Source organism: Streptomyces sp. 7R007 (genome assembly GCF_054850255.1).
In genome coordinates this window covers 327,052-349,679 of record NZ_JBTWMV010000002.1, presented here as the reverse complement: position 1 = coordinate 349,679, position 22,628 = coordinate 327,052, and the positions used below count along the sequence as shown (strand labels likewise).

General features: G+C 73.7%; 21 protein-coding genes. 13 read left to right on the top strand and 8 right to left on the bottom strand.

Translation table 11 applies throughout. The features are described 5' to 3' along the window. The first annotated feature begins 96 nt into the window (after positions 1-96). Positions 97-1,146, top strand: coding sequence for an O-antigen ligase family protein (locus ACYF6T_RS04875; RefSeq protein WP_461693661.1), 1,050 nt, complete (start codon positions 97-99; stop codon positions 1,144-1,146). Positions 1,147-1,156: 10 nt separating this feature from the next. On the opposite strand, the gene ACYF6T_RS04870 is transcribed toward ACYF6T_RS04875, so the two are convergent. Next, positions 1,157-1,702 (bottom strand): hypothetical protein, encoded by a 546-nt coding sequence (locus ACYF6T_RS04870; protein WP_461693659.1) that lies wholly within the window; start codon positions 1,700-1,702, stop codon positions 1,157-1,159. A 105-nt stretch (positions 1,703-1,807) separates the two neighbouring features. Then, entirely contained in the window at positions 1,808-2,593 is a 786-nt protein-coding gene (locus ACYF6T_RS04865) for a glutamate racemase (RefSeq protein WP_461693658.1), read from the bottom strand. 38 nt (positions 2,594-2,631) lie between these two features. On the opposite strand from ACYF6T_RS04865, the gene ACYF6T_RS04860 reads away from it, so the two are divergent. Then, positions 2,632-3,825, top strand: a complete 1,194-nt coding sequence (locus ACYF6T_RS04860; protein WP_461693657.1) for a glycosyltransferase — start codon at positions 2,632-2,634, stop codon at positions 3,823-3,825. A gap of 3 nt (positions 3,826-3,828) precedes the next feature. Here the strand turns inward: ACYF6T_RS04860 and ACYF6T_RS04855 are convergent, their stop codons facing one another. Continuing rightward, complete coding sequence (locus ACYF6T_RS04855; protein WP_461693727.1) at positions 3,829-5,166, bottom strand: TerD family protein; 1,338 nt, start codon at positions 5,164-5,166, stop codon at positions 3,829-3,831. A gap of 296 nt (positions 5,167-5,462) precedes the next feature. Between ACYF6T_RS04855 and ACYF6T_RS04850 the strand changes: the two genes are divergently transcribed. The 4 genes from ACYF6T_RS04850 to ACYF6T_RS04835 all read left to right on the top strand — a co-directional run bounded on the left by ACYF6T_RS04850 (position 5,463) and on the right by ACYF6T_RS04835 (position 10,135). Next, complete coding sequence (locus ACYF6T_RS04850) at positions 5,463-5,912, top strand: DUF6643 family protein (protein ID WP_461693656.1); 450 nt, start codon at positions 5,463-5,465, stop codon at positions 5,910-5,912. A gap of 43 nt (positions 5,913-5,955) precedes the next feature. Beyond that, complete coding sequence (locus ACYF6T_RS04845; RefSeq protein ID WP_461693655.1) at positions 5,956-6,783, top strand: MOSC domain-containing protein; 828 nt, start codon at positions 5,956-5,958, stop codon at positions 6,781-6,783. Between the two features lie 200 nt (positions 6,784-6,983). Next, positions 6,984-7,589, top strand: coding sequence for an Rv1733c family protein (locus ACYF6T_RS04840; protein ID WP_461693654.1), 606 nt, complete (start codon positions 6,984-6,986; stop codon positions 7,587-7,589). Between the two features lie 107 nt (positions 7,590-7,696). After that, the gene (locus ACYF6T_RS04835; protein WP_461693653.1) at positions 7,697-10,135 is read left to right on the top strand and encodes a right-handed parallel beta-helix repeat-containing protein; all 2,439 of its coding nucleotides are present in this window, start codon (positions 7,697-7,699) and stop codon (positions 10,133-10,135) included. Here the strand turns inward: ACYF6T_RS04835 and ACYF6T_RS04830 are convergent. Next, on the bottom strand, positions 10,105-12,447 hold the full coding sequence (locus ACYF6T_RS04830) for a hypothetical protein (RefSeq protein ID WP_461693652.1): 2,343 nt from the start codon (positions 12,445-12,447) through the stop codon (positions 10,105-10,107). The two genes, ACYF6T_RS04835 and ACYF6T_RS04830, sit on opposite strands and share 31 nt — an antisense overlap. A 332-nt stretch (positions 12,448-12,779) precedes the next feature. Here ACYF6T_RS04830 and ACYF6T_RS04825 point away from each other — a divergent pair, with 332 nt between their 5' ends. Together ACYF6T_RS04825 and ACYF6T_RS04820 are read left to right on the top strand one after the other, a co-directional pair. After that, the gene (locus ACYF6T_RS04825; protein ID WP_461693650.1) at positions 12,780-13,598 is read left to right on the top strand and encodes a DeoR/GlpR family DNA-binding transcription regulator; all 819 of its coding nucleotides are present in this window, start codon (positions 12,780-12,782) and stop codon (positions 13,596-13,598) included. A 100-nt stretch (positions 13,599-13,698) separates the two neighbouring features. Further along, positions 13,699-14,169 (top strand): SRPBCC family protein, encoded by a 471-nt coding sequence (locus ACYF6T_RS04820; protein WP_461693649.1) that lies wholly within the window; start codon positions 13,699-13,701, stop codon positions 14,167-14,169. 24 nt (positions 14,170-14,193) lie between these two features. On the opposite strand, the gene cds1 is transcribed toward ACYF6T_RS04820, so the two are convergent. Then, positions 14,194-15,318 (bottom strand): L-cysteine desulfhydrase Cds1, encoded by a 1,125-nt coding sequence (gene cds1, locus ACYF6T_RS04815; protein WP_461693648.1) that lies wholly within the window; start codon positions 15,316-15,318, stop codon positions 14,194-14,196. A gap of 376 nt (positions 15,319-15,694) precedes the next feature. On the opposite strand from cds1, the gene ACYF6T_RS04810 reads away from it, so the two are divergent. Both ACYF6T_RS04810 and ACYF6T_RS04805 read left to right on the top strand, forming a co-directional pair. Continuing rightward, complete coding sequence (locus ACYF6T_RS04810; protein ID WP_461693647.1) at positions 15,695-16,018, top strand: hypothetical protein; 324 nt, start codon at positions 15,695-15,697, stop codon at positions 16,016-16,018. A 185-nt stretch (positions 16,019-16,203) separates the two neighbouring features. Next, on the top strand, positions 16,204-16,731 hold the full coding sequence (locus tag ACYF6T_RS04805) for an ATP-binding protein (RefSeq protein ID WP_461693646.1): 528 nt from the start codon (positions 16,204-16,206) through the stop codon (positions 16,729-16,731). Positions 16,732-16,776: 45 nt separating this feature from the next. Here ACYF6T_RS04805 and ACYF6T_RS04800 read toward each other — a convergent pair whose 3' ends face one another. Genes ACYF6T_RS04800 through ACYF6T_RS04790 form a run of 3 tightly spaced genes read right to left on the bottom strand, consistent with a single transcriptional unit; the run spans position 16,777 to position 20,356 of the window. Further along, positions 16,777-19,338, bottom strand: coding sequence for an ABC transporter permease (locus ACYF6T_RS04800; RefSeq protein WP_461693645.1), 2,562 nt, complete (start codon positions 19,336-19,338; stop codon positions 16,777-16,779). Then, positions 19,335-20,087 carry an ABC transporter ATP-binding protein gene (locus ACYF6T_RS04795; protein ID WP_461693644.1) on the bottom strand — a complete coding sequence of 251 codons (753 nt, stop codon included), beginning with the start codon at positions 20,085-20,087 and terminating at the stop codon, positions 19,335-19,337. The genes ACYF6T_RS04800 and ACYF6T_RS04795 overlap by 4 nt, the downstream gene beginning before the upstream one ends. Beyond that, positions 20,084-20,356 (bottom strand): SHOCT domain-containing protein, encoded by a 273-nt coding sequence (locus ACYF6T_RS04790; protein ID WP_461693726.1) that lies wholly within the window; start codon positions 20,354-20,356, stop codon positions 20,084-20,086. The genes ACYF6T_RS04795 and ACYF6T_RS04790 overlap by 4 nt, the downstream gene beginning before the upstream one ends. Before the next feature lie 169 nt (positions 20,357-20,525). Here ACYF6T_RS04790 and ACYF6T_RS04785 point away from each other — a divergent pair, with 169 nt between their 5' ends. From ACYF6T_RS04785 to ACYF6T_RS04775, 3 genes are read left to right on the top strand one after another with little or no spacing between them, the layout of a single operon-like run. Continuing rightward, positions 20,526-21,095, top strand: a complete 570-nt coding sequence (locus tag ACYF6T_RS04785; protein WP_461693643.1) for a TetR/AcrR family transcriptional regulator — start codon at positions 20,526-20,528, stop codon at positions 21,093-21,095. A gap of 29 nt (positions 21,096-21,124) precedes the next feature. Further along, entirely contained in the window at positions 21,125-21,709 is a 585-nt protein-coding gene (locus tag ACYF6T_RS04780) for a DUF4865 family protein (protein WP_461693641.1), read from the top strand. Next, the gene (locus ACYF6T_RS04775; protein ID WP_461693639.1) at positions 21,706-22,617 is read left to right on the top strand and encodes a phosphotriesterase family protein; all 912 of its coding nucleotides are present in this window, start codon (positions 21,706-21,708) and stop codon (positions 22,615-22,617) included. Before ACYF6T_RS04780 ends, ACYF6T_RS04775 begins: the two co-directional genes overlap by 4 nt. Positions 22,618-22,628: the final 11 nt, after the last annotated feature.

Here is a 22,628-nt window from a genome sequence, read left to right as displayed (position 1 = left end):
ACGGTTGCCGCAGCCTTGGTCGTCGGCCGATCACGGCCGGGTGGCGCGAGGTGTACGACGTCGGGGGGCGGAGTGCGTTCCACGGGGGTGACGTCTGTGGCCGGTCCTGGGGAGGACGGCGAGAGACGAAACGTTTCTGATGCCGCGGGCGTGGTGGTGCTCGGTGCCTGTGCCGCCTGGTCGCTGATCACGGCGGGGGTGCACGACGGCCGCCCCGAGGGTGTGCTGCTCGCGGTGCTGGCCGTGGCCGCCGGTTACGCGGCCGGCCGGATCTGCGGGGCGCTGCTGCCGGTCGCCGCGCCCGCCGCCGGGGCGCTGGCCGGGGTCGGGCTCACGGTCGCCGTACCGCAGCTCGCGCCCGGCCCCCAGATCGTCGAACCGCTCGGGCACACCGGTGCCACCGCCGCCGTGCTCACGCTGTCGGCGGGTGCCGCGTGCTGCGCCGCCTGGGCCGCCGGCGCCCCCGCCCTGCGCTTCGCCCTCGGCGCGCTGGCGGCGGCCATCACGGTCACCGCGGCCCTGGTGGGCTCGACCACGGGGTTCGTGGCCTGCACGGCCGTGCTGCTGTGCGCCCTGGCGGCCGGCCGGATGCGCCATCGCGGCCTCGGCATCGTGGGCCTGGTGCTGAGCGCGACCGTCATGACCGGTCTGACCTGGGCGGTCGCCGGGAACGCGGTGCCGGGCGGGCTGGCCGAGTCGCTGGAGGGCGAGCTGACCCGGCACCGGATCGAGTTGTGGCGGGACGCCCTGCGCCTGGCACGCGACAACGCCGCCCTCGGGGTGGGGCCGGAGCGCTTCGGCGAGCTGAGCGGCACGGCGACCCGCACGCTGCTGTCCGACGGCAAGCCGCACTCGGCGCCGCTGCAGCAGGCCGCGGAACAGGGCGTCGTCGGGGTGGTCCTGCTGGGGCTGGCGTTCTGCTGGATGCTGTACACCCTGTGGCGCTCACCGCGCCCCACGCCGGTCGCGCTGACCGCGGGCGCGGCCCTGACGGCGCTGGCGGGGATCGCCGCGGTCGGCAACGCGCTGAGCTTCACCGCGGTCTCGGTGGGCGCGGGGCTGCTCGCCGGCATGGCGACGGCACGCCCGCTGACCGACGACAGACACCAGCGGGAGACGGACGACGCCCACGCGGTGACGGGGTGACGCCGGGGATTCAGTGCGCGGGGCCGGGCTCGCCCGGCCGCAGCCGGTCCCGGATGACCCGCACGGCGGCCTCCGCGTCGTCCACGGTGATGGTGAACGTGTGCCCGTCCCACAGGCGCAGCACCACGCCCTCACCACGGCGTACCACCACGGCGGTGCCCTTCTCGGGCCGCCAGCGGTAGCCCCAGCCGCCCCACTGGCGCGGGGTGACGTGCGCGTCGAACTCGGCGCCGGCGACATGCGAGAGGGGGATGCGGCGGCGGGGCAGGCCGATGTGGCCGCAGCGCACTTCCAGGGACTCCCTGTCGAGCTTGAGGTCCACGTGCACGAAGGCGAGGGTGCCGAACAGGACCAGGAGCCCGGCGGCGATGCAGCCGACGACGGACATGACGAGCGGCGCGACGCCGGACGTCCACGCGGAGTCGACGGCCAGCTCGATGCCGAGTGCCATGCACGCCGCTCCGCCGAGCGCCGGCAGCCACTGGACCCGGTTGGTGGCGCGTCCGGTCCAGACGTCGGGGTGCTTGGCGCTGTTGCCGTGGGGGTGGTCCCTCATACACACGAGGTTACTCAGGTTTCCCTGTGCTGGTACCAGGTCGCGGAGAGTGACTCGGCCGACCGGACGGCCCGAGCGCGAGGGCGTGCGGACGGTGACCGCGGGTCAGCCGGCGGGGGTGACCGCCTGGAGCAGCCGGCCCTCCTCGTAGGCGAGGGCGGGTGCGGGCAGTGCGGCCTCGCGTCCGTTCAGCAGCACGGTCAGGGTGCCGGAGGCGGCGGCGTCGGGGGCGGGCTGCTCACCGAGGCGGCGCAGGGCCTGGGCGGCGACGGCGCCCGCGGAGGAGTGCAGCACGAGCGGCGGGGAGCCGGGGCGCTGCACGGCGGCGCGGATGCGCTCGGCGACGAGTTCGTAATGGGTGCAGCCCAGGACGACGGTCCTCACCCCGTCGGGGGTGAGCGCGGCGGCCGCGGCGACGGCGTCGTCGATCGCCGTCTCGTCGGCGTGCTCGACGGCCTCGGCCAGTCCGTGGCACGGCACCTCGGTGACGTCGACTCCGCCGGCGAACTCGGCGATGAGGTTGCGCTGGTAGGAGCTGCCGGTGGTGGCGGGCGTGGCCCAGATCGCGAGGGGGCCGCCGCCGGCCGCGGCCGGCTTGATCGCGGGGACGGTCCCGACGACGGGCAGCGCGGGCTCCAGGCGGGCGCGCAGGGCGGGCAGGGCGTGCACGGTCGCGGTGTTGCAGCCGACGATCAGCGCGTCGGGGCGGTACGCGGCGGCGGCCTCGGCCAGGGCCAGGGAGCGCCCGGTGATGTCCTTGGGGGTGCGCGGGCCCCAGGGCATTCCGTCGGGGTCCAGGGAGAGCACGAGATGTGCGTCGGGTCGCAGACGCCGTACCGCGGCGGTCGCCGCCAGCAGACCGATTCCGGAGTCCAAGAGCGCGATCTTCACCCGGCCACGATAGACGATGAGCCCGCGCGGCCCGGCCGATGGGGCAGACTGCGCGGGTGAGCGCCATCGCGTGGACCGCCGCCGTATCCCTCGCCGCCTGGCTGTGGCTGCTGCTCGGCCAGGGCTTCTTCTGGCGTACGGACGTCAGACTGCCGCCCCGGGCCGCGCCCGGCGAGTGGCCGTCGGTCTGTGTCGTCGTCCCCGCGCGCGACGAGGCCGCCGTCCTGCCCGCGAGCCTGCCCTCGCTGCTCGCGCAGGACTATCCGGGGCGGGCGGAGATCTTCCTCGTCGACGACGGCAGCACGGACGGCACCGGGGAGCTGGCCCGCGACCTGGCCGCGCGGCACGGCGGGCTGCCCCTGACCGTCTCCTCCCCCGGCGAGCCCCCGGCCGGCTGGACCGGCAAGCTGTGGGCCGTACGGCACGGCATCGCGCAGGCACGCGCGCGGGGGCCCGAGTACCTTCTGCTGACGGACGCCGACATCGCCCACGCGCCCGACAGCCTGCGGGAGCTGGTCGCGGCCGCGCGCACGGGCGGTTTCGACGTGGTCTCCCAGATGGCCCGGCTGAGGGTGGAGAGCCTGTGGGAGCGGCTGGTGGTGCCCGCCTTCGTCTACTTCTTCGCGCAGCTGTATCCGTTCCGCCGCATCGGCAGGAAGCACGCGCGCACGGCCGCCGCCGCGGGCGGCTGCGTCCTGCTGCGCGCGCAGACCGCCGAGCGGGCCCGCATCCCGGACGCCATCCGGCACGCGGTGATCGACGACGTGGCGCTCGCCCGCGCGGTCAAGGGCGGCGGCGGGCACATCTGGCTGGGGCTGGCCGAGCGGGTGGACAGCGTGCGGCCGTATCCGCGGCTGCACGACCTGTGGCGGATGGTCTCGCGCAGCGCGTACGCGCAGTTGCGCCACCACCCGCTGCTGCTGGCCGGCACGGTCGCGGGGCTGGCCCTGGTCTATCTGGTGCCGCCCCTGGCGCTGGTCGCGGGGCTGGTCGCCGGGAACGCGCCAGCGGCGGCCCTCGGGGGCCTGGCGTGGCTGGTGATGACGGGGACGTACGTCCCGATGCTCCGCTACTACCGCCAGCCGCTGTGGCTCGCCCCGCTGCTGCCGTTCACCGCGTTCCTGTACCTGCTGATGACGGTCGACTCGGCGGTGCAGCACTACCGGGGACGCGGGGCGGCCTGGAAGGGCCGCACCTACACGCGTCCGGACACCGTGCCCGACGAGGGGTGAGCGCTACTTGCGGCCGGGGGTCCAGTTCATGCCCCACCCGTAGGCGTGGTCGACGGTCCGCTGCGGGCTCACCCCGCGCTCGGGCACCAGGTAGCGGGCCTCGCGCTGGACGACCAGGTCGCTGCCGGTGTTGGTGATCAGCGCCAGTGCGCACACGGTCGAGGGGACCGTGCACTCGTCGAGCGAGAAGTCGATCGGGGCGCCGTACTGCGGCTGAAGGGTGACCGTGGCGTGCAGGTCGGCGAAGGACCGGGCGCCTTCGTAGATGGTCACGAAGACGAGGATGCGCCGGAAGTCCTGCTTGTGGTCGAGATTGACGGTGAGGTTCTCGCCGCTCTCGACGGCACCGGTGCGGTCGTCGCCGTCGAGGTGGATGTACGGGGGCTGGTGCAGGGAGCCGAAGGCGTTGCCGAGGGCCTGTACGACGCCCTTCCTGCCGTCGGTGAGTTCGTACAGGGCGCACAGGTCCAGGTCGAGGTCGGCGTGCAGGGCGACGGCCCGGCCCCGCTTGCTGCCCCAGCCCGAGAACTGCTTGCGCACCTGCCAGTTGAGGTTCACGCGCATGGTGCCCGAGGTGCCGCCCTGCTTGGTGAGCGAGACGGCGGGAGCGGCCTTGGTGAGCGTCACCTTGGTGAGGCGGACGGGGGCGGCGGGGGTGGCCGGCGCGGCGGGCGGCGGGAAGGGCGGCGGCGCCATGGCGGCCGGGGGGCCGGCCGGCGGGGGCATGCTGGCCGGGGGTGCGACGGGCGGCGGCATCGTCACCGGAGGGGCGGCCGGAGGCGCCGCGGGGGGCGCGGGCGGGGCCGGCGGCGCGGCGTGCTGCGGCTCGTCGACCGTGATGCCGAAGTCCGTCGCCAGTCCCTCCAGGCCGCTGCTGTATCCCTGGCCCACGGCGCGGAACTTCCAGGCGCCCTGCCGGCGGTAGAACTCGCCGAGCACGAAAGCGGTTTCGACACTCGCGCCGGTGCTGTCGAAACGGGCGACCGCGGTGTCGCCGCCCGCGTCACGGACCTCGATGTACAGGTCCGGTACCTGCCCGAACGTGCCGCCGTCGGCGGAGGCGACGAGGACGATCGTCTCGATCGCGGGCTCTACGCGCGCGAGGTCGACGAGCAGGGTGTCGGTGACCCGGCCGGCGCCCGCGCGCTTGCCCTCGTGCCGGACCGCGCCGGAGGTGTGCACCGGCTGGTTGTAGAAGACGAAGTCGCCGTCGGAGCGGACCTTTCCGCCCACGAGCAGCAGCGCCGAGGCGTCCGCGTCCGGCACCCCGGGTCCGGAACGCCAGCCCAGTTCGACGCGCAGCGCCGTCGTCGGCACCGCGGTGTTCGACCCTTTCGGCATGGACATGTCCGCCCCCATTCAGATATCACGGTGCCGGCCGCGCTCCGGCAGCTCTCGCGTTGTCTACCCGCCAACCTATTCCCCGGGGCGGCGAACTCCCATGAAGGGCACGGCAAGAGCGTCCGCCAACCCCTGGTAACACGCCCGGAACTCGGGCTTTACCGGCCTCGAACGCTGCTCGGCGCCCCTTTTTGCCGCGTTCGCTCGCATTGGGGATCCAGAGCCACTGCCGACACGGAAAACAACCCTCTTATCGGTCTCCCCAACCAGCACATCGTGGGCTTAACTTATGTGCCATGACCTCCCCCCGCTCCACCTATGGCGGCGGCTACTACTCCGCCTCCTTCCCGGACACCCCGATCTACGACTCGCTCGTCAAGGAGCGCGGTACTCCGCAGATCGCCCCGATCCGGGTCCCCGCCGCCTACGACACGCCGGGCAGCCACCTGCCCGCGCTGCCGTCGGCACTGCCCGCCCTGCCGGCGGCCCCGTCCCAGCCCTCCTACGGCTACCCGCAGGCGCCGCAGCCGGCTCCGCTGCAGCAGGCGCCGGCCGCCTACATCCCGCAGCAGGCCTCCGCGCCCCGCGGCTATCCCGGCCCGCAGCAGATGCAGCAGCCGCAGCCGCCGCGACCGGTGCCCGCCACCGGCATGGGGTACGAGGCGATGCGCCCCGCGGCCCCGCGGCCGCCGCAGACTCCCTACCAGGACCCCTACAACAACCAGCAGCAGTACCGCGGCTACTGAGTCCCCCGCCGCGGTCGTCGGAGCCACCTGGCACGATGGCCGTATGGGGAATGCGCTGCTGCGGTCGATTCACGTCCATCCGGTCAAGGCGTTCCGGGCGCTGTCGCCCGGGGAGGCCGTCGTGGAGCCCTGGGGGCTGGCCGGAGACCGGCGCTGGGCACTGATCGACGACGGGGGAAAGGTCGTCACACAACGTCAGTCGCCGCGCCTGGCGTTGGCCGCCGCCGAGCTGTTGCCCGGCGGCGGCGTCCGTCTGTCCGCCCCCGGAATGGACCCGCTGTCCGTGCCGGTCCCCCGCCCCGGCGGCACGGTCCCCGTGGAGATCTTCCGCGACAAGGTCGAGGGCGTCCCGGCCGGGGACGAGGCGGCGCACGCCTGGTGCAGCGACTACCTCGGCGTCCGGGTGCGCCTGGTGTTCATGGACGACCCCGCCAGACGCCGGCCCGTCGACCCGGAGTTCGCGCGGCCGGGCGAGACGGTGACCTTCGCCGACGGCTTCCCGCTGCTGCTGACCTCCACCGCCTCCCTCGACGCCCTCAACTCCCTCATCGGGCAAGGCGACAACGCGGACGAGGGACCGCTGCCGATGAACCGCTTCCGGCCGAACGTGGTGGTGGAGGGCGCCGACGCCTGGGCCGAGGACGGCTGGACGCGCCTGGCGATCGGGGAGGTCGTCTTCCGGGTCGCCAAGCCGTGCGGACGGTGCGTGGTGACCACCACCGACCAGGAGACCGCCGAGCGGGGCCGGGAGCCGCTGCGCGCCCTGGGACGCCACCGCCGTATCGACGGCAGGCTGGTCTTCGGCCAGAACCTCGTCCCCCTCGGCCGCGGCACCCTGCGCGTCGGCGACCCGGTCACGATCCTGGCGTAGGCGCCGGGCGCAGGACCTGGGGCAAAGATCCGGACAAGGCCCGAGCTGCGGGAACCAGCGCCGGGGGCCCGCGCGTTGAGCGTCGTGAGAAGTTCATGAGAGACCCCGGTCACCAGGTGATTTCCCTCTCTCTTTGACCGGGCTCGCGCGTGGACGGCTCCTGGAGGGGTTATCACGGAGCGGGAAGGGGGTTGCGGACGGTGCGAGCTATCGGCGGTCTGTGGCGCTGGCGGCGCAATCCGCTGCGGCGCACGACCGATCTGGTCGAGGCCTGGGTCGCCCTGGTGGCGCTGCTGCTGATCCTGGTCGCCGCGCCCGTGATCGGCGCCCTCGTCGGCGGTGTCGCCCAGGACGCCCTGCAGCAGTCCGTGCGCGACCAGCACAGGACCCGCCACCTGGTGACGGCGACCGTGGTGCGCAAACTGGACCGCTCCCCGCTGGACGCCGACCCGGAGGCCACCTCCGCCCGGGACCTGCGCAGCCGCGTCCTCGCCGACTGGAGGGCCCCGGACGGCTCCGCACACCACGGCTCGACCCTGACCGACCTCAAGTCCCCGCACGCGGGCGACCACTTCGCGATATGGACCGACCAGCGGGGCGACCTGGTCGCCCGCCCGCTGGACTCCGCCACGGCCACCACCCACGCCGTGCTGGCCGGCTTCGGCGCCGCCATGCTCGCCGCGGGAGCCGTTGAGGGCACACGGCGGCTGATCGTCTGGCGCATGGTCCGTCGCCGGTACGCCCGTTGGGACCAGGCGTGGGACCGCGCGGGCCCGGACTGGGGCCGGACCGGCACCGGCAGCTGACGGCCTTCCGGCTCTGGTCAACCCACCACCCGCGCGCACGCTACGGTGGACCGTCCGAACTCTTCGGCACCAACCCGCGTACTACGAGGTGGGGGCACAGCAACGCCATGGCACAGGGCACGGTCCAGGTGACGCACACCGGCACATCGCGGTGGCGGCGCCGCACAGGTGAGTACGCTTCGCTCGCCGCCGCCCTGGAGGCCGCGGCCGACGGTGACGTCCTCACCGTCGCCCCCGGCACCTACCGGGAGAACCTCGTCGTGCAGCGTGCGGTGACCCTGCGCGGCCCCGAGGGCTCCCCCGGCTCGGTGCGGATCGCGCCGGCGGACGGGGTGCCGCTGACCGTGTGCGCCTCCGCGGTGGTGCAGGACCTGCATGTCGAGGGCCAGGACGCGGCCGCCCCCGCGCTGCTCGTCGAGGAGGGCACGCCCGAGCTGACGGACCTGCGGATCGTGACGCGGTCCGCGGCCGGGATCGAGGTGCGCGGGGCCGCGCGGCCGACCGTGCGGCGGTGCACCGTGGACAATCCGGCGGGCATCGGGATCGCCGTACTCGACGGCGCGGGCGGGGTGTTCGAGGAGTGCGAGGTCGTCGCCGCCGGCCAGGAGGCCGTCGCCGTGCGCGGCGGCGGGCACCCGCGGCTGGAGCGCTGCCGCCTGCACCACTCCTCCGGCTCGGGACTGACGGCGACCGGGGAGAACTCCGCGCTGGAGGCGGTGGGTTGTGAGGTCTACGAGGTCCGCGGCAGCGGCGTGCGGGTCACCGGCCGCGCCACCGCGCACCTGACGGACTGCGACGTGCACCGCACCACGGCGGACGGGGTCACGCTCGACACGGACGCGGTGCTCACGCTCGCCGACTGCCGTATCCACGACATCCCGGAGAACGCGGTCGACCTGCGCTCGCGCTCGGTGCTCACGCTGACCCGCACGACGGTCCGCCAGTTCGGGCGCAACGGGCTGTCGGTGTGGGACCCCGGCACCCGCGTGGACGCCAACCAGTGCGAGATCTTCGACAGCACCGGCGACTACCCGGCGGTGTGGGTCAGCGACGGCGCCACCGCCGTTCTCGACTCCTGCCGGGTGCGCGACGTGCCGGACGCCCTGTTCGTCCTGGACCGCGGCTCGCGCGCGGACGTCGTCGACAGCGACATCTCGCAGGTGCGCAACACGGCCGTGTCGGTGAGCGACGGCGCGACCGCCCAGCTCGACGACTGCCGCATCCGGGACGCGGCGACGGGCGCCTGGTTCCGCGACCACGGCAGCGGCGGCACGCTGAACAACTGCACCGTGGACGGCACGCAGACCGGCGTGATCGTCACCAAGGGCGCCGACCCCACCATAGAACGGTGCACGGTCGACTCCCCCGCCGAAGCCGGCTTCTACGTCTCGGCGGGCGGCCGCGGCACCTTCCTGGGCTGCCGGGTGACGGGCAGCGGCGGCTACGGCTTCCACGTGATCGACGGCTGCCGTACGACGCTGCGCAAGTGCCGCACGGAGCGGTGCGCGCGCGGCGGGTACGAGTTCGCGGACGGCGGCCCGGACGCGGGCAGCGGCACGGGTCCCGTGGTCGAGGACTGCACCAGCGACGAGAGCGCGGGGCTGCGGCCGCCGACGGCTCGCGAGACCGCCGTACAGACGACCCCGCAGTCCCCCGGCCTGCTGGGCGCGATTCCCGGTCAGCGCACGACCGAGCAGGAGCCGCTGGTCGCGCCGGCGGAGCCGGAGCGGCCCGCGCGGACGTCGAAGGCCGTGCTCGGTGAACTCGACGCGCTGGTGGGCCTGGAGAGCGTCAAGCGGGAGGTGCGCGCCCTCACCGACATGATCGAGGTGGGCCGGCGCCGGCAGGAGGCGGGCCTGAAGGCGGCCTCGGTCAAGCGGCACCTGGTCTTCACCGGCTCCCCCGGCACCGGCAAGACGACGGTCGCCCGCCTCTACGGCGAGATCCTGGCCTCCCTCGGCGTCCTGGAGAAGGGGCATCTGGTCGAGGTCTCCCGCGTCGACCTGGTCGGCGAGCACATCGGCTCGACGGCGATCCGCACCCAGGAGGCCTTCGACCGGGCGCGCGGCGGGGTGCTGTTCATCGACGAGGCGTACGCGCTCTCGCCGGAGGACGCGGGGCGGGACTTCGGCAAGGAGGCCATCGACACGCTGGTGAAGCTGATGGAGGACCACCGGGACGCGGTCGTCGTGATCGTCGCGGGCTACACGGCGGAGATGGAACGCTTCCTTTCGGTCAACCCCGGTGTGGCGTCCCGTTTCTCACGGACGATCACCTTCAGCGACTACAGCCCCGTGGAGCTCCTGCGGATCGTGGGGCAGCAGGCCGAGGAGCACGAGTACCGGCTGGCCGCCGGCACCGGAGAGGCGCTGCTGGAGTACTTCACGGCGATCCCGAAGGGCCCGGCGTTCGGCAACGGCCGGACCGCCCGCCAGACCTTCGAGGCGATGGTCGAGCGCCACGCGAGCCGGGTCGCCCAGCTGGAGGAGCCGACCAAGGACGACCTGACCCTCCTCTACCCCGAGGACCTGCCCGAGCTGCCCTGAGGGCGCGGCGCCGGGACGTCCGGCTGGAGCCGGGCGAGCAGCCGCTGCCGTTCCTCGGCGAAGACGGGGTCGGCCTGGTAGTCGGAGTGGCCGAGGATCGGCGCGGGCAGCGGATGCCGTGCGGTACGGCCGTAGGCGAGCGGGTCCTTCAGCGGCGGGTGGTCCACCTCGGGGCCGCAGTCGCCGGGCAGCCGGACCGGGCCGCCGATGGGGTCGGTCAGCCGGTAGAGGTTGCGCCAGCAGTCCACCTCCTGGTGCAGGCTGCTGAGCGCGGCCGGTCCGAAGTGGGCGGGGAACCAGCGGCCGTAGAGGCGCTCCAGGGGGGAGCCGTAGGTCAGCAGGGCGACGCGTCGGCGTTCGGCCGGCCCCAGCTGCCAGGCCGCGGCGGCGGCGAGCACGCTGCCCTGGGAGTGCCCGGAGATCACCAGCCGGCCGCCGGTGGCCCTCGTCCAGGTGGCCATCCGCCAGGTCAGGTCGGGCACCGCGCGCTCGGCGTAGCAGGGTGGGGCGAAGGGGTGGGCGGCCCGCGGCCAGAAGGTGCCGACGTCCCACAGGATGCCGATGGTGCGCCGGGCGGAGGCGTCCTTGTAGGCGCGCCGGCCCCAGGTGACGAAGAGCAGGAAGCCGAAGCCGATCAGCCAGGAGCCCAGCGCCTGGCCGGTGTCCGCGGCGCCGTGCACGAACGCCTGGGCGTGCTCGGCGGCGTCGGCGGGCGTGGTGTGGGTGAGGTACGCGCCGATCAGGGCTCCGGCGCCCAGGGCCAGGGTGGTGGCGGAGACGACGGCGACGAGGAGGGGGCCGCGGTCGGTGAGGGTGGCCATCGCGCGTGTGGTGGCGATACGGCGGGTGCGGGCGGCGTCCTCCGGCTGGTCCGGGTAGTCCGGCTCCACCTCGCCCAGTTCGGTGCGGCGCAGCCGCCAGGCCTGCCGGCCCAGCCAGCCGCACAGCACCAGCAGCACGAGGAGCAGCACCGGGATCACCGACGCCTGCCAGGTCAGCAGGGCCGGCGGGCCGTCGATGGTGGCGCCGGTGCCGTCCAGCCAGTCGGACACCCGCTGCGACACGCCGCCCGACATCACCCCGCCCAGCGCGCAGGCCAGCATCGCCACGGCCGGTCCCGCGAGGCCCCGCAGGGCGGCGCGCGGGTCGGGGCGGGTGCGGTGCAGCAGGTGGGCGACGACGGCGAGGACGATCACGAGCAGGCCCTGGGCGAGGGCGAGGGCGCCGAAGGTGGTGCCGCCGCCGGGCAGCAGTCCGGTCGAGTTCCAGCCGGGACGCTCCCAGCCGGCGTACACCGCGGCGAGCGCGAGCAGCACGAGGGCGGCGAGCGGCAGTCGTCGTACGAGATGCCGGTCGAGCTTGTGGTCGATGCGGTTCTCGGTGCGGCCGCGGCGGCAGACCACCGCCAGCACCAGGGCCAGGGCGGCGGTGATCGCCGCCAGCAGGAGGCGGCCCAGCGTGTCGAGGAGGGCCGGGCCGCCGGGTGCGCGGTCGAAGCGGGCCGCGGCCGAGGCGAGGGCGGCGGCCACCGTCAGCAGCCCGGCCGCGGTGTGGGCGGCGCGCAGGCGGGCGACGAGGCGTCGTCCGTACCAGAAACCGGGGCGGCCCAGGGCGGTGCGTCCGGTCTCCTCCTCGGGCTCGGGCGCGTGGGTCATCGGCTGGACGGACTCGTAGGCGCTCCAGGTGCGGCGGGAGAGGTACCACAGCAGGCCGGTGAGCGCGGTCGGCACCAGGGCGGCCAGCGCGAGGCGGCGGCCAGGGTGGCTCCACCAGCCGTCGTTCGACACGGCGGGCGACAGGAAGCCGAGCCAGGAGTGCCGCTCGGCGCACGCGCGCGTGCCCGCGCACTGCCAGGCCGCGAGGTCCAGGGCGACCTCGCAGGCGGCGGCGACCAGCAGCACCGTCAGGGTCAGGCCGGTGAGGCGGACCAGCAGCCCGTAGAAACGCACCGTGCGGTCGCGGCCGCGGGCGGTGGGGCGCATCCAGTGCGCGAGGTTGACGACCATGAACGGCAGCAGCAGGAGCCACAGGGCCCGTGCGCTGTTGCCGGAGGTCAGGTTGCACCAGACGTACGCCTCCGGGACCGGCCGGCCGCGGTGCTCGTCGGGGTGCTCCTCGGCGTCGACGTCCTCGGCGCGCCGGAAGACGGCCGCCGTGTCGTCGCCGGTGATCCGCACGGTGCGCGGATCGTCGAGCATCTTCTCGGGCGTGGTGCCGCCCACGCCGTGGACCAGGAGTTCCAGGGCCGGTGTGGCGGCCCGCGGCTCCGGCGCCGAGCCGGTTGTCGAGGTACGTTCCCGCGCACGTTCCACTGTTCGCACTTCCCCCGTGACGCACCGTCGGACTGTGTGTCCGTGCGGGGACCAGGATCTCCGGTGGGGGCGGACCGCACACCCCTCGTCACGGAATCTCCCCGATCCGGGTGACGTGCGGGGGACGGATGAGGCGTTGGTGACATGCGCGCGACGAGACGGCGGGTGGCGCCGGAGGTGCCCACCCGTGCGAGGATGGGACGCCTGTGCACCACAGCCGTGGTGAATGCGCTGGTCGACGGGGGTGACCGCGGGCTTGAGCCAAGCCGGGGACCTGGGGGAAGGTGTGCAGGGCGGTGCGGACTGCTGGAGACGAAGGGACCGAAGCGTACGTGAGTGAGAATCAGAACCTCCTCGCGGAGCAGCGGCGCGCCCTGATCCTGGACGAGGTACGGCGCCGGGGCGGGGTCCGCGTCAACGAGCTGACGCGCAAGCTCGGCGTGTCGGACATGACGGTGCGCCGTGATCTGGACGCGCTGGCCCGGCAGGGCGTTCTGGAGAAGGTGCACGGCGGCGCGGTGCCCGTCGTGGAGGCGAGCACGCACGAGCCGGGCTTCGAGGCCAAGTCGGGTCTGGAGCTGTCGGCCAAGGAGGACATCGCGCGGGCGGCGGCCGATCTGGTGACGCCGGGCACGGCGATCGCCCTGTCGGGCGGTACGACGACCTTCGCGCTGGCGCACCAGCTGCTGGACGTGCCGGACCTGACCGTGGTGACGAACTCGGTGCGGGTGGCCGACGTCTTCCACGCGGCGCAGCGCACCACGGGGCCGCGTCAGGGCGCGGCGACGGTCGTGCTGACCGGCGGGGTGCGCACACCGTCCGACTCGCTGGTGGGGCCGGTGGCCGACCAGGCGATCGCGGCGCTCCACTTCGACGTGCTCTTCCTCGGCGTGCACGGCATATCGGTGGAGGCCGGCCTGTCGACGCCGAACCTCGCGGAGGCCGAGACCAACCGGCGCCTGGTGCAGTCGGCGCGGCGGGTCGTGGTGGTCGCCGACCACACCAAGTGGGGTGTGGTGGGCCTGAGTTCGTTCGCCGCGCTGGAGCAGGTCGACACGCTGGTGACGGACGCGGGGCTGGCGTCCTCGGCGCGCGCGGAGGTCTCGGAGCACCTGCGGCGGCTGGTGGTGGCGGGCGAGCCGGAGGCGTGACCGCGCGGGTGGCGTCGAGGCGGGGCAGACATCTGACGGTCCGGCGGTTATCGTGACGCTGCCCGGTCAACCGCCCTCCTCCGCAAGGGGGTTCGTGTCCATGGCCCACCGTCTGCGCCCCGTCGGCCTCGACTTCGTCGAGAGCGCGCCGGTACGGCTCGTCTTCGCGCGGAAGATGTCCGCGTCCCCCGACGCGGTCTTCCACGCCCTCAACGACGACGTGCCGGGCTGGGCGGAGTGGTTCGCCGCGGTCACCCACGCCCGGTCGCTGGACGACGGCGCGGGACGCGACATCCGCCTCAAGGGCGGCGGACGCTTCCGGGAGACGGTCATCGCGGCCAAGGCGGCCGAGGTGTACGCCTACCGCGTGGACGTCACCAACGCGCCGGGCGCCCGCGCCCTCGCCGAGGAGTGGCGGCTGACGCCGTCCGGCACGGGCACGCACGTGCAGTGGACCTTCGGCGCGGACGGCACGGCGCTGTTCCGCCTGGTCGTGCAGGCGGCGCGCCCGGGGCTCGGACGGGCGTTCCGGGACGCGGTGAGCGCACTGGACCGGCGGCTCGCGGGCTGACCGGCGGTCCGCCCGCCTTCTTGGTCAGCCGGGCCAGACGCCCGTCTTGAGCAGCGTGTCGATCGCCGAGGCGTACGGCGTGATGTCCAGGCCCTGCTCGGCCAGCCACGCGTTGGAGTAGTACTTGTCCAGGTACCGGTCCCCCGGGTCGCACAGCAGGGTCACCACGCTCCCCTGCCGCCCCTGCGCCACCATCTCGGCGACGATCTTCAGCGCGCTCCACAGGCCCGTCCCGGTCGAGCCGCCCGCCTTGCGGCCGATCGCGCGCTCCAGGGCGCGCACGGCGGCGACGCTGGCCGCGTCCGGCACCTTCATCATGCGGTCCACGGCACCGGGCACGAAGCTGGGCTCCATACGGGGGCGGCCGATCCCCTCGATGCGCGAGCCGCAGTCACAGGTGACGTCCGGATCGCCGGTGGTCCAGCCCTCGAAGAAACACGAGTTCTCCGGATCGGCGACACAAATGCGGGTGTCGTGCTGCATGTAGTGCACGTACCGCGCGATGGTCGCCGAGGTGCCGCCGGTGCCGGCCGTGGCGACGATCCACGCGGGCTCCGGGAACCGCTCCAACTCCAGTTGCCGGAAGATGGATTCGGCGATGTTGTTGTTGCCGCGCCAGTCCGTGGCCCGTTCCGCGTAGGTGAACTGGTCCATGTAGTGACCGCCCGTCTCCACCGCCAGCCGTGCGGACTCCTCGTACATGCGGCGCGAGTCGTCCACGAAGTGACACCGCCCGCCGTGGAACTCGATCAGACGGCATTTCTCGGCGCTGGTCGTGCGCGGCATGACGGCGATGAAGGGCACGCCGATCAGCTTGGCGAAGTACGCCTCGGAGACGGCCGTCGAACCGCTGGACGCCTCGATCACCGGGCGGCCCGGCCGGATCCAGCCATTGCACAGGCCGTAGAGGAAGAGGGAGCGGGCGAGCCGGTGCTTGAGGCTTCCGGTCGGGTGGGTCGACTCGTCCTTCAGATACAGGTCGATGCCCCACTTCTCGGGCAGCGGGAAGCGCAGCAGATGCGTGTCGGCGGAGCGGTTGGCGTCGGCCTGGACCTTGCGGACCGCCTCTTTCAGCCAGTCGCGGTAGGCGGCGTCGGTGCGGTCGACGTCGAGGGTCACGCCGGTCGGATCATGCTGGACGGTGCTCACGGCGGTGCTCCTCACGCTGGGCCGGGCGGCGGTCGGGGCCGGCCGTCGCCTCGATCATAAACACCTTCCGCACGCTTCTCACCTGCATAAACACACCTTTGAGCCCCCCAAAGCACAGCCTGGGGGCGCGGTGTGCGCACGGGTGGGGGCGCATTACGGCGAGTGCTCCGGTCGCCCCTGTCCAGGGACCTGTGCGCACTGGTGCTCGACGCCGGGTGCGGGCAGACTGCACCGGAGCGGGGACAGCGGATCACGGTGGCCGCCGGCTCACGGAGGACACCGGGTCACGGGGGGACGGATCACGACACGAGCTGGATCACGCCCCAGGCAGGCGCACGGTCCAGCGCACCCGACGGGTACGAGGGGGTGGGACGCCATGGCCGAGCCGGAGTTCACGGCCACCGGCGTGCGGATCGGCAAGCGGATGCGTTCGCTCACCCGGGCCGGTCAGGTCCGGATCAGCGACGGCAGGCTCGCGCTGCTCACCAGTTACGGCACCGAGATCGACAGCGCGCCGGTGCAGGCGGTGCGCGCGACCAAGCCCTGGTTCGCGCCGGACGACCGGGCGCTGGCGGACCTCAACGGCAAGCGGTACCTGCTGACGCTGGGCGACCACGACCCCGCACCGGGCGAGCCGGGGCCGCCCGCGGCACGCCGGTTCATCGAGGCCGTGCGGAAGGCGGCGGGGCGCGGCGACTGAGTCACGCGAGTTGCGGTGACGCACCCCCTGCGTCACGCTGGTCTCACGTCACTCTGGGTTTACCGGCGATAACGCTGCGAACCAGCCCGCCGGGCACGACAGCAGCAGGCCGTTCTCACGCAAGGCTCGCCGCTGGTTCCGTACTCCGTGTTCTTCCGGACCTCTCAAGTCGGGGAGTCGCAGCAGTGATCAGTCACCCAAGCAGGCACTGCACGGTCGAGCTCCAGGCTCTGCCGTCGCGGATCGGCCAGGTCCGCAGAATCCTTTCGGCGCAGTTGCGCTACTGGCATCTCGACCCCCTCATAGACCGCGCCACGCTCGGTCTGACCGAACTCCTGTCGAACGTCCACCGGCACGCCCAGCCGGACAAGGTGTGCACCGTCGAGATCGAGCTGCTGCTGGACCGGCTCGTGGTCTCGGTCCGCGACCACGACCCCCGCCTTCCCGAGGTGCGGGACGTGGACCCCTCCGCCACCAGCGGGCGCGGGCTCGCCATGGTGGCCGCCGTCAGCGAGAGCTGGGGCGTACGGCCGGACGGGGAGGCGGGCAAGGTCGTGTGGTTCACCCTGCCCACCGCGCCGTCGGGCGCCACGTCCGGTCGGCCGTCGCGGCGGGTGGTGGAGAAGCCGGGGCGGCGGTTCGTCGAGCCCGAGCCGGCGCTCGACAGGCACAGGGGTGCTCATGCTCCCGCCCGGTCGGCCGTTGTGGGCTGACCGGGCGGTGAGGGGGGGCGTGCGCGGCTGGGGTGCCGCCGCTTGTCACTCCGTGGCTATCGCGCGCAGGACGTCCAGGCGGGCTGCCCGGCGTGCCGGGCGCAGGCCCGCCAGGGCGCCTGCCACGAGACCCACCAGTGCGACGACGGCCAGCTGGGCCGGGGGAACCGCGAAGGCGAAGGCGCTGTCGCTCGCTCCGTCCGACGCCCTGACCAGGACCCAGCCCAGGAACGCGCCCAGGGTCAGGCCGCCGGTCGTGCCGAAGGCGGCGATCAGGACGGACTCCCAGCGGACCATGGCGCGCAGTTGGGAGCGGGTCTGGCCCACGGCACGCAACAGGCCCAGTTCCCGGGTGCGTTCGTGGACGGCGAGGGTGAGGGTGTTGGCGATGCCCAGCAGGGCGATCAGGACGGCCAGGGCGAGCAGGGCGTAGACCAGCGTCAGCATCATGTCGATCCCGCCGGCCGAGGACTGCGCGTACTCGTCGCGGGTCTGTACGGACGGGTTGCCGTAGCGGGCGGCGACCTTTTCCACGGCCTTCTTCGCCGTGGCGGGGTCCACGCCGTTTCTGAAGGTGACGGCCACGAGGGTGTCGGCGTCCTGGGTGCGGTGCGGGGCCCAGGCGGCGCGCGTGATGACGTAGTCGCCGGCGAGCTCCGACCGGCCGTAGAGGGCGCGCACCGTGAAGGTCCGCTGCCGGCCGTCGGTGAAGGTGAGGCGCACCCCGTCGCCGATCGTGAGGTGCTGGTCGGCCGCCTCCTTGCGGGTGATCGCGATGCCGTCGGTGCCGAGGGCGGTGAGGGAGCCGTCGATCCTGCCGAGGTCGAAGGTGCGCTTCAGGGCGATCGGGTCGGTGACGGTCAGCTGCCTTCCGTGGCCGTTGACTTCGGCCACGCCCTTGCCCAGTCCCACGGCCATGTCGACCTCGGGCAGTCGCTGGACCGCCGGGGCCAGACGGGGGCTCAGGCCGCTGCCGCCCGCGCCGAAGGAGGGGGTGCTGACGGCCACGTCGCCCGCGAAGGAGCGGGAGACGGTCTGGTCCATGGTCGCCTTGAGGGAGGCGCCGAACACGGTGAACAGGGAGACGACCGCCACGCCGATCATCAGGGCCCCGGCGGTGGCCGCGGTGCGCTTGGGGCTGCGCAGGGCGTTGCGGCGGGCCAGGGCGCCGGTGACGCCGCGCAGGGTGTGCAGGGGGCTGCCGAGGACCCGTACGGCCGTGGTGGCGGCCACCGGGCCCAGGACCACGAAGGAGACCAGGGCGAGGAGCGCGCCGAGTCCCGCCAGCCAGAGGGACGGGGAGACCAGGACACCGTTCAGCGTCGCGGCGACGGCGAGGGCGGCCAGGCCCAGGCCGGTGACCGCGCGGGTGCGGGAGGCGCCGGAGTGGTCGACGGCCGTCTCGCGCAGGGCGGCGAGCGGGGCGGTGCGGCCGGCGCGTACGGCGGGCAGGAGTGCGGAGCCCAGGCAGACCAGGGTGCCGACGGCGAGGGGCAGGGTCATCGACAGGGCGCTGATCACCAGGTCCCCGTCGGGGAAGGGGAATCCGATGGCCGGGAAGAGGGCCTGGAGACCGGCCGCGATGCCGATGCCGCCCGCCAGACCGGCCGCGGAGGCGGTCACGGCGACCGCCGTGGCCTCGGTGAGGGTCGTCGCGGTGACCTGGCGGCGGGAGGCGCCCAGGGCGCGCAACAGGGCGTTCTCACGGGTGCGTTGGGCGACCACGATCGCGAAGGTGTTGTGGATGGAGAAGGTCGCCACCAGCAGGGCGATGCCGGAGAAGACCAGCAGGAAGGTGGTGAAGAGGGTCAGGAACTGGCTGGAGACCATGTCGGTGTTCTCCTGGGCCGACTCCTGACCGGTGATGGCCTCGACTCCCCTGGGCAGGCGCGGGGTCAGGCGGTCCACCAGTTCGCGCTGGCCCACTCCGGAGGCCGCCCGCACCTGGATGCTCGCCGCCTCGCCGGGCCTGGCCGTGAGGTATTTCTCGGCGTCGGCCTGGGTCATGCCGGTGAAGGTCACCTGGGCCATGCCGTCCTCGCCGCCGAAGGTCGCCAGGCCGACGACCGTCACCCTGACGGGGTCGGGTGTGCGCAGGGTCGTCGTGTCGCCGATCTTCAGGTGGCCCTTCCTGGCGGCGCCGCGGTTGATCACGACCTCGCCCGTGCTGCGGGGTGTGCGGCCCTCGGCGAGCCGGTAGGGGTTGAGCTTCGGGTCGGTGATCCAGTTGCCGGCCAGGGTCGGCGGGCCCTTGCCGCCGATGGGTTCGCCGTCGGCGCCCACGAGTTGGCCTGCGCCCTGGATGTCCGGTGCGGCGGCCGCGACGCCGGGCGTCTTCTCGATGGCGTTCACCAGGTCCGTGGGGACCGGCCGGCGCACGCCCTGGCTCTCGCCGGGGGTGGTGATGGCGTCGGCGCTGCGGACGACGGCGTCCGTGCCGCTGGTCGCGTCGCCGAACATGGTGTCGAAGCCGGCACGCAGGGTGTCGCCCATGACGAGGGTGCCGGCCAGGAAGGCCACGCCCAGGAACACGGCGAGGAAGGTGCCGGCGAAGCGGCGTTTGTGGGCGCGCAGGGAAGCCGCGCTCAGGCGGACGGCGGCGTTCATGAAGGCACCTCGAAGGCTTTCATGCGGTCCAGGACCTTGTCGGCGGTCGGGGATGCCATCCGGTCGACCAGGCGTCCGTCGGCCAGGAAGACGACCGCGTTGGCGTGGGCGGCGGCGACCGGGTCGTGGGTGACCATGACGACAGTGCGGGAGGTCTGGCGGGCCGCGCGGCCGAGCAGGCCGAGGACCTCCTCGCCGGCGCGGGAGTCGAGGTTGCCGGTCGGCTCGTCGGCGAAGACGACGTCCGGCTGTCCGGCGAACGCCCGCGCCACGGCGACGCGTTGCTGCTGGCCGCCGGAGAGTTCGGCGGGCCGGTGACGCAGGCGGTCGCGCAGACCGACGACGTCGATCAGCGCCTCGATCCACTCCCGGTCGCCGGGAGCGCCGGCGAGGTCGAGCGGGAGGGTGATGTTCTCGGCGACCGTGAGCGTCGGCACCAGGTTGAACGCCTGGAAGACGAAGCCGACGCGGTCGCGGCGCAGCAGGGTCAGACGACGGTCGTCCAGGGCGCCGAGGTCGGTGCCGCCGATGTAGGCGGCGCCCGAGGTGAGCGTGTCGAGGCCGGCCGCGCAGTGCATGAGGGTGGACTTGCCGGAGCCCGACGGGCCCATGATCGCGGTGAAGCGGCCGGCCGGGAAGTCGACGCTCACCCCGTCCAGGGCCCGCACGCTGGTGTCGCCGCGGCCGTAGACCTTCACGGCGTCGACGACCCGGGCGGCCGTCCGCACGGTGGTGGGGGCGGTGGTCATGCCGCACCGCCCTTGCGGCCGAACTGCTCGTCCAGGACGGACAGCCGGCGCCAGTACTCGTCCTCGTCGATCTCGCCGGCGGCGAAGCGGCGGCCGAGGACGGCGATCGGGGAGCCGTCCTGGACGGCCGGCCGCCAGGGGCCGCCCCGGCCGCGCCACGCCGTGCGGCGCAGCACGGTCACGGCGCCGACCACCACGGCCGCCCAGATCAGCGGGAAGAACAGGATCCACGGGCCGGGGCCGCCGTCCCAGTGCGCGAGCGTCTGCATCGTCGTCATCTCCCAGACGGTTCTGCGGGTGTCGGTGTGATGCTTCGAGACTCGCGCCGGGTGGGGGGTGCGGTCGTCGTACGGCCAGCGGCAGTACGCGTACCTCCCGGGGAGTACGAGCGCCCGTCACCGCTGCTCCCCTGGCACCTCGACTTCTGTACCTACTAGTATGTACAGTGAGTGCATGAGCACCCCGGAACGGCTGATCGAGTCCACCCGCGAGCTGCTGTGGGAGCGCGGTTACGTGGGCACCAGCCCCAAGGCGATCCTGGAGCGCGCGAGGGCCGGACAGGGCAGCATGTACCACCACTTCAAGGGCAAGCCGGATCTCGCGCTGGCCGCGATCCGGCGTACGGCCGAGGAGCTGCGGGCTACCGCCGAGGGAGTACTGGGCGGCCCGGGAACGCCGTACGAGCGCATCGAGGCGTATCTGCTGCGCGAGCGTGACGTGTTGCGCGGCTGCCCGGTCGGGCGGCTGACGATGGACCCGGACGTCGTCGCCAGCGACGAGCTGCGGGCGCCGGTCGACGAGACGCTCGACGCGATCCGGGAGCTCATCGCCCAGATCGTCGAGGAGGGCAAGGAGCAGGGGCAGTTCGCGCCCTCGCTGGACGGTGAGGAGATCGCGGCGACGGTCCTCGCCACCGTCCAGGGCGGCTACGTCCTCGCCCGTGCCGCCGGCTCCCCGACGGCCTTCGACGCCGGTGTCCGGGGGCTGCTTTCCCTGCTGAGGAGTTGACCCCGCCCGAGGACAGCGAGGAGACATCCGTGCACGCCATGCAGTACGAACTCACCCTGCCCGCCGACTACGACATGGGGATCATCCGCGCCCGTGTCGCCCGCGTCGGGCATCTGCTCGACGACTGGGACGGCCTCGGTTTCAAGACGTATCTGCTGCGCGAGCGCGGGGTGCACGGCTCGCCGGTGAACCAGTACGCGCCGTTCTACCTGTGGAACACCCTGGAGGGCATGAACGCCTTCTTGTGGGGAGGCGCCTTCCAGAGGCTGAGCGACGACTTCGGGCGGCCGTCGGTGCGGCAGTGGTCGGGGGTGGCCTACGAGGAGGGAGCCGCCGCGGGCTCGGCGGCCCGGTGCGCCGTGCGGGAGCGTCAACCGGTGCCGGACGGTGTGGAGTTGGCCGAGGTGATGGCGGACGTGGCGCGGGAGACCGCGCGGCTGGCCGCGCTGGACGGGGCGGTGCTGGCGGCGGCCGCCGTGGACACCGCTCGCTGGGAACTGGTCCGCTTCTCCCTGTGGGAGCACGAGACGCCGAAGGCGGACGGTGAGGTGTTCCGGGTGCTGCACATGTCGGCGCCGGAGCGGGACCGGCTGCCCCGGGGGCGCCAGTGGTGAGCGCGGTGCGGACCGTCCTCGGGGACGTGGCTCCCGAGGCGCTGGGGGTGTGCGACGCGCACGACCACCTGTTCTTCTCCAGCCCCCGGCTCCCGGGCCAGGAACTGGTGGACGTGCCGGCGGCGCGGGCGGAACTGGCCGCGTTCCGGGACCAGGGCGGCTCGGCGGTCGTGCAGTGGACACCGTACGGGCTGGGGCGGCGCGCGGCCGATCTGCCGCCGCTGTCCCGGGAGTCCGGGGTGCACGTGGTGGCCGCCACGGGGCTGCACCAGGACGTCCACTACGACGAGGACACCCTCGCCGGGCTGCGCGGGCGGCTGGCCGAGGTGTTCGTCGCCGAACTGACCCGCGGCATCGGCACGTCGGGGGTGCGGGCGGGGCTGATCAAGGTCGCCGGCGGCTTCCACGCGCTGGACGCGCACGCCCGGTGGACGATGACGGCGGCGGCCGAGGCGCACCACGCCACGGGCGCGCCCATCGCCGTCCACCACGAGCTGGGCACCGGCGTCCTCGACGTACTGGACCTGCTGTGCGGGGAGTTGGGGGTCCCGCCGCACCGGGTGATCCTGGGCCACCTCAACCGCAACCCGGATCCGGTACTCCACCAGCAGGCCGCCCGCTCGGGCGCCTACCTCGCCTTCGACGGCCCCTCCCGCGCGAACCACCCCACGGACTGGCGCATGCCGGACGCCGTCCGCGCCCTCGCGGACGCCGGCTACGCCGATCGCCTGCTCCTGGGCGGCGACACCACCACGGCCGCCGCCCGCTCGGTCGACGGCGGCCCGGGAATGCCGTATCTGCTGCGCCGGGTGCGACCGCGACTGGAGCTCGCCCTCGGCACGGAAGCGGTGGACCGCGTCTTCACGGACAACCCGGCCCGCGCCTTCGCCGTGGAGTGGCGGGGATAGCGCACGGCGCC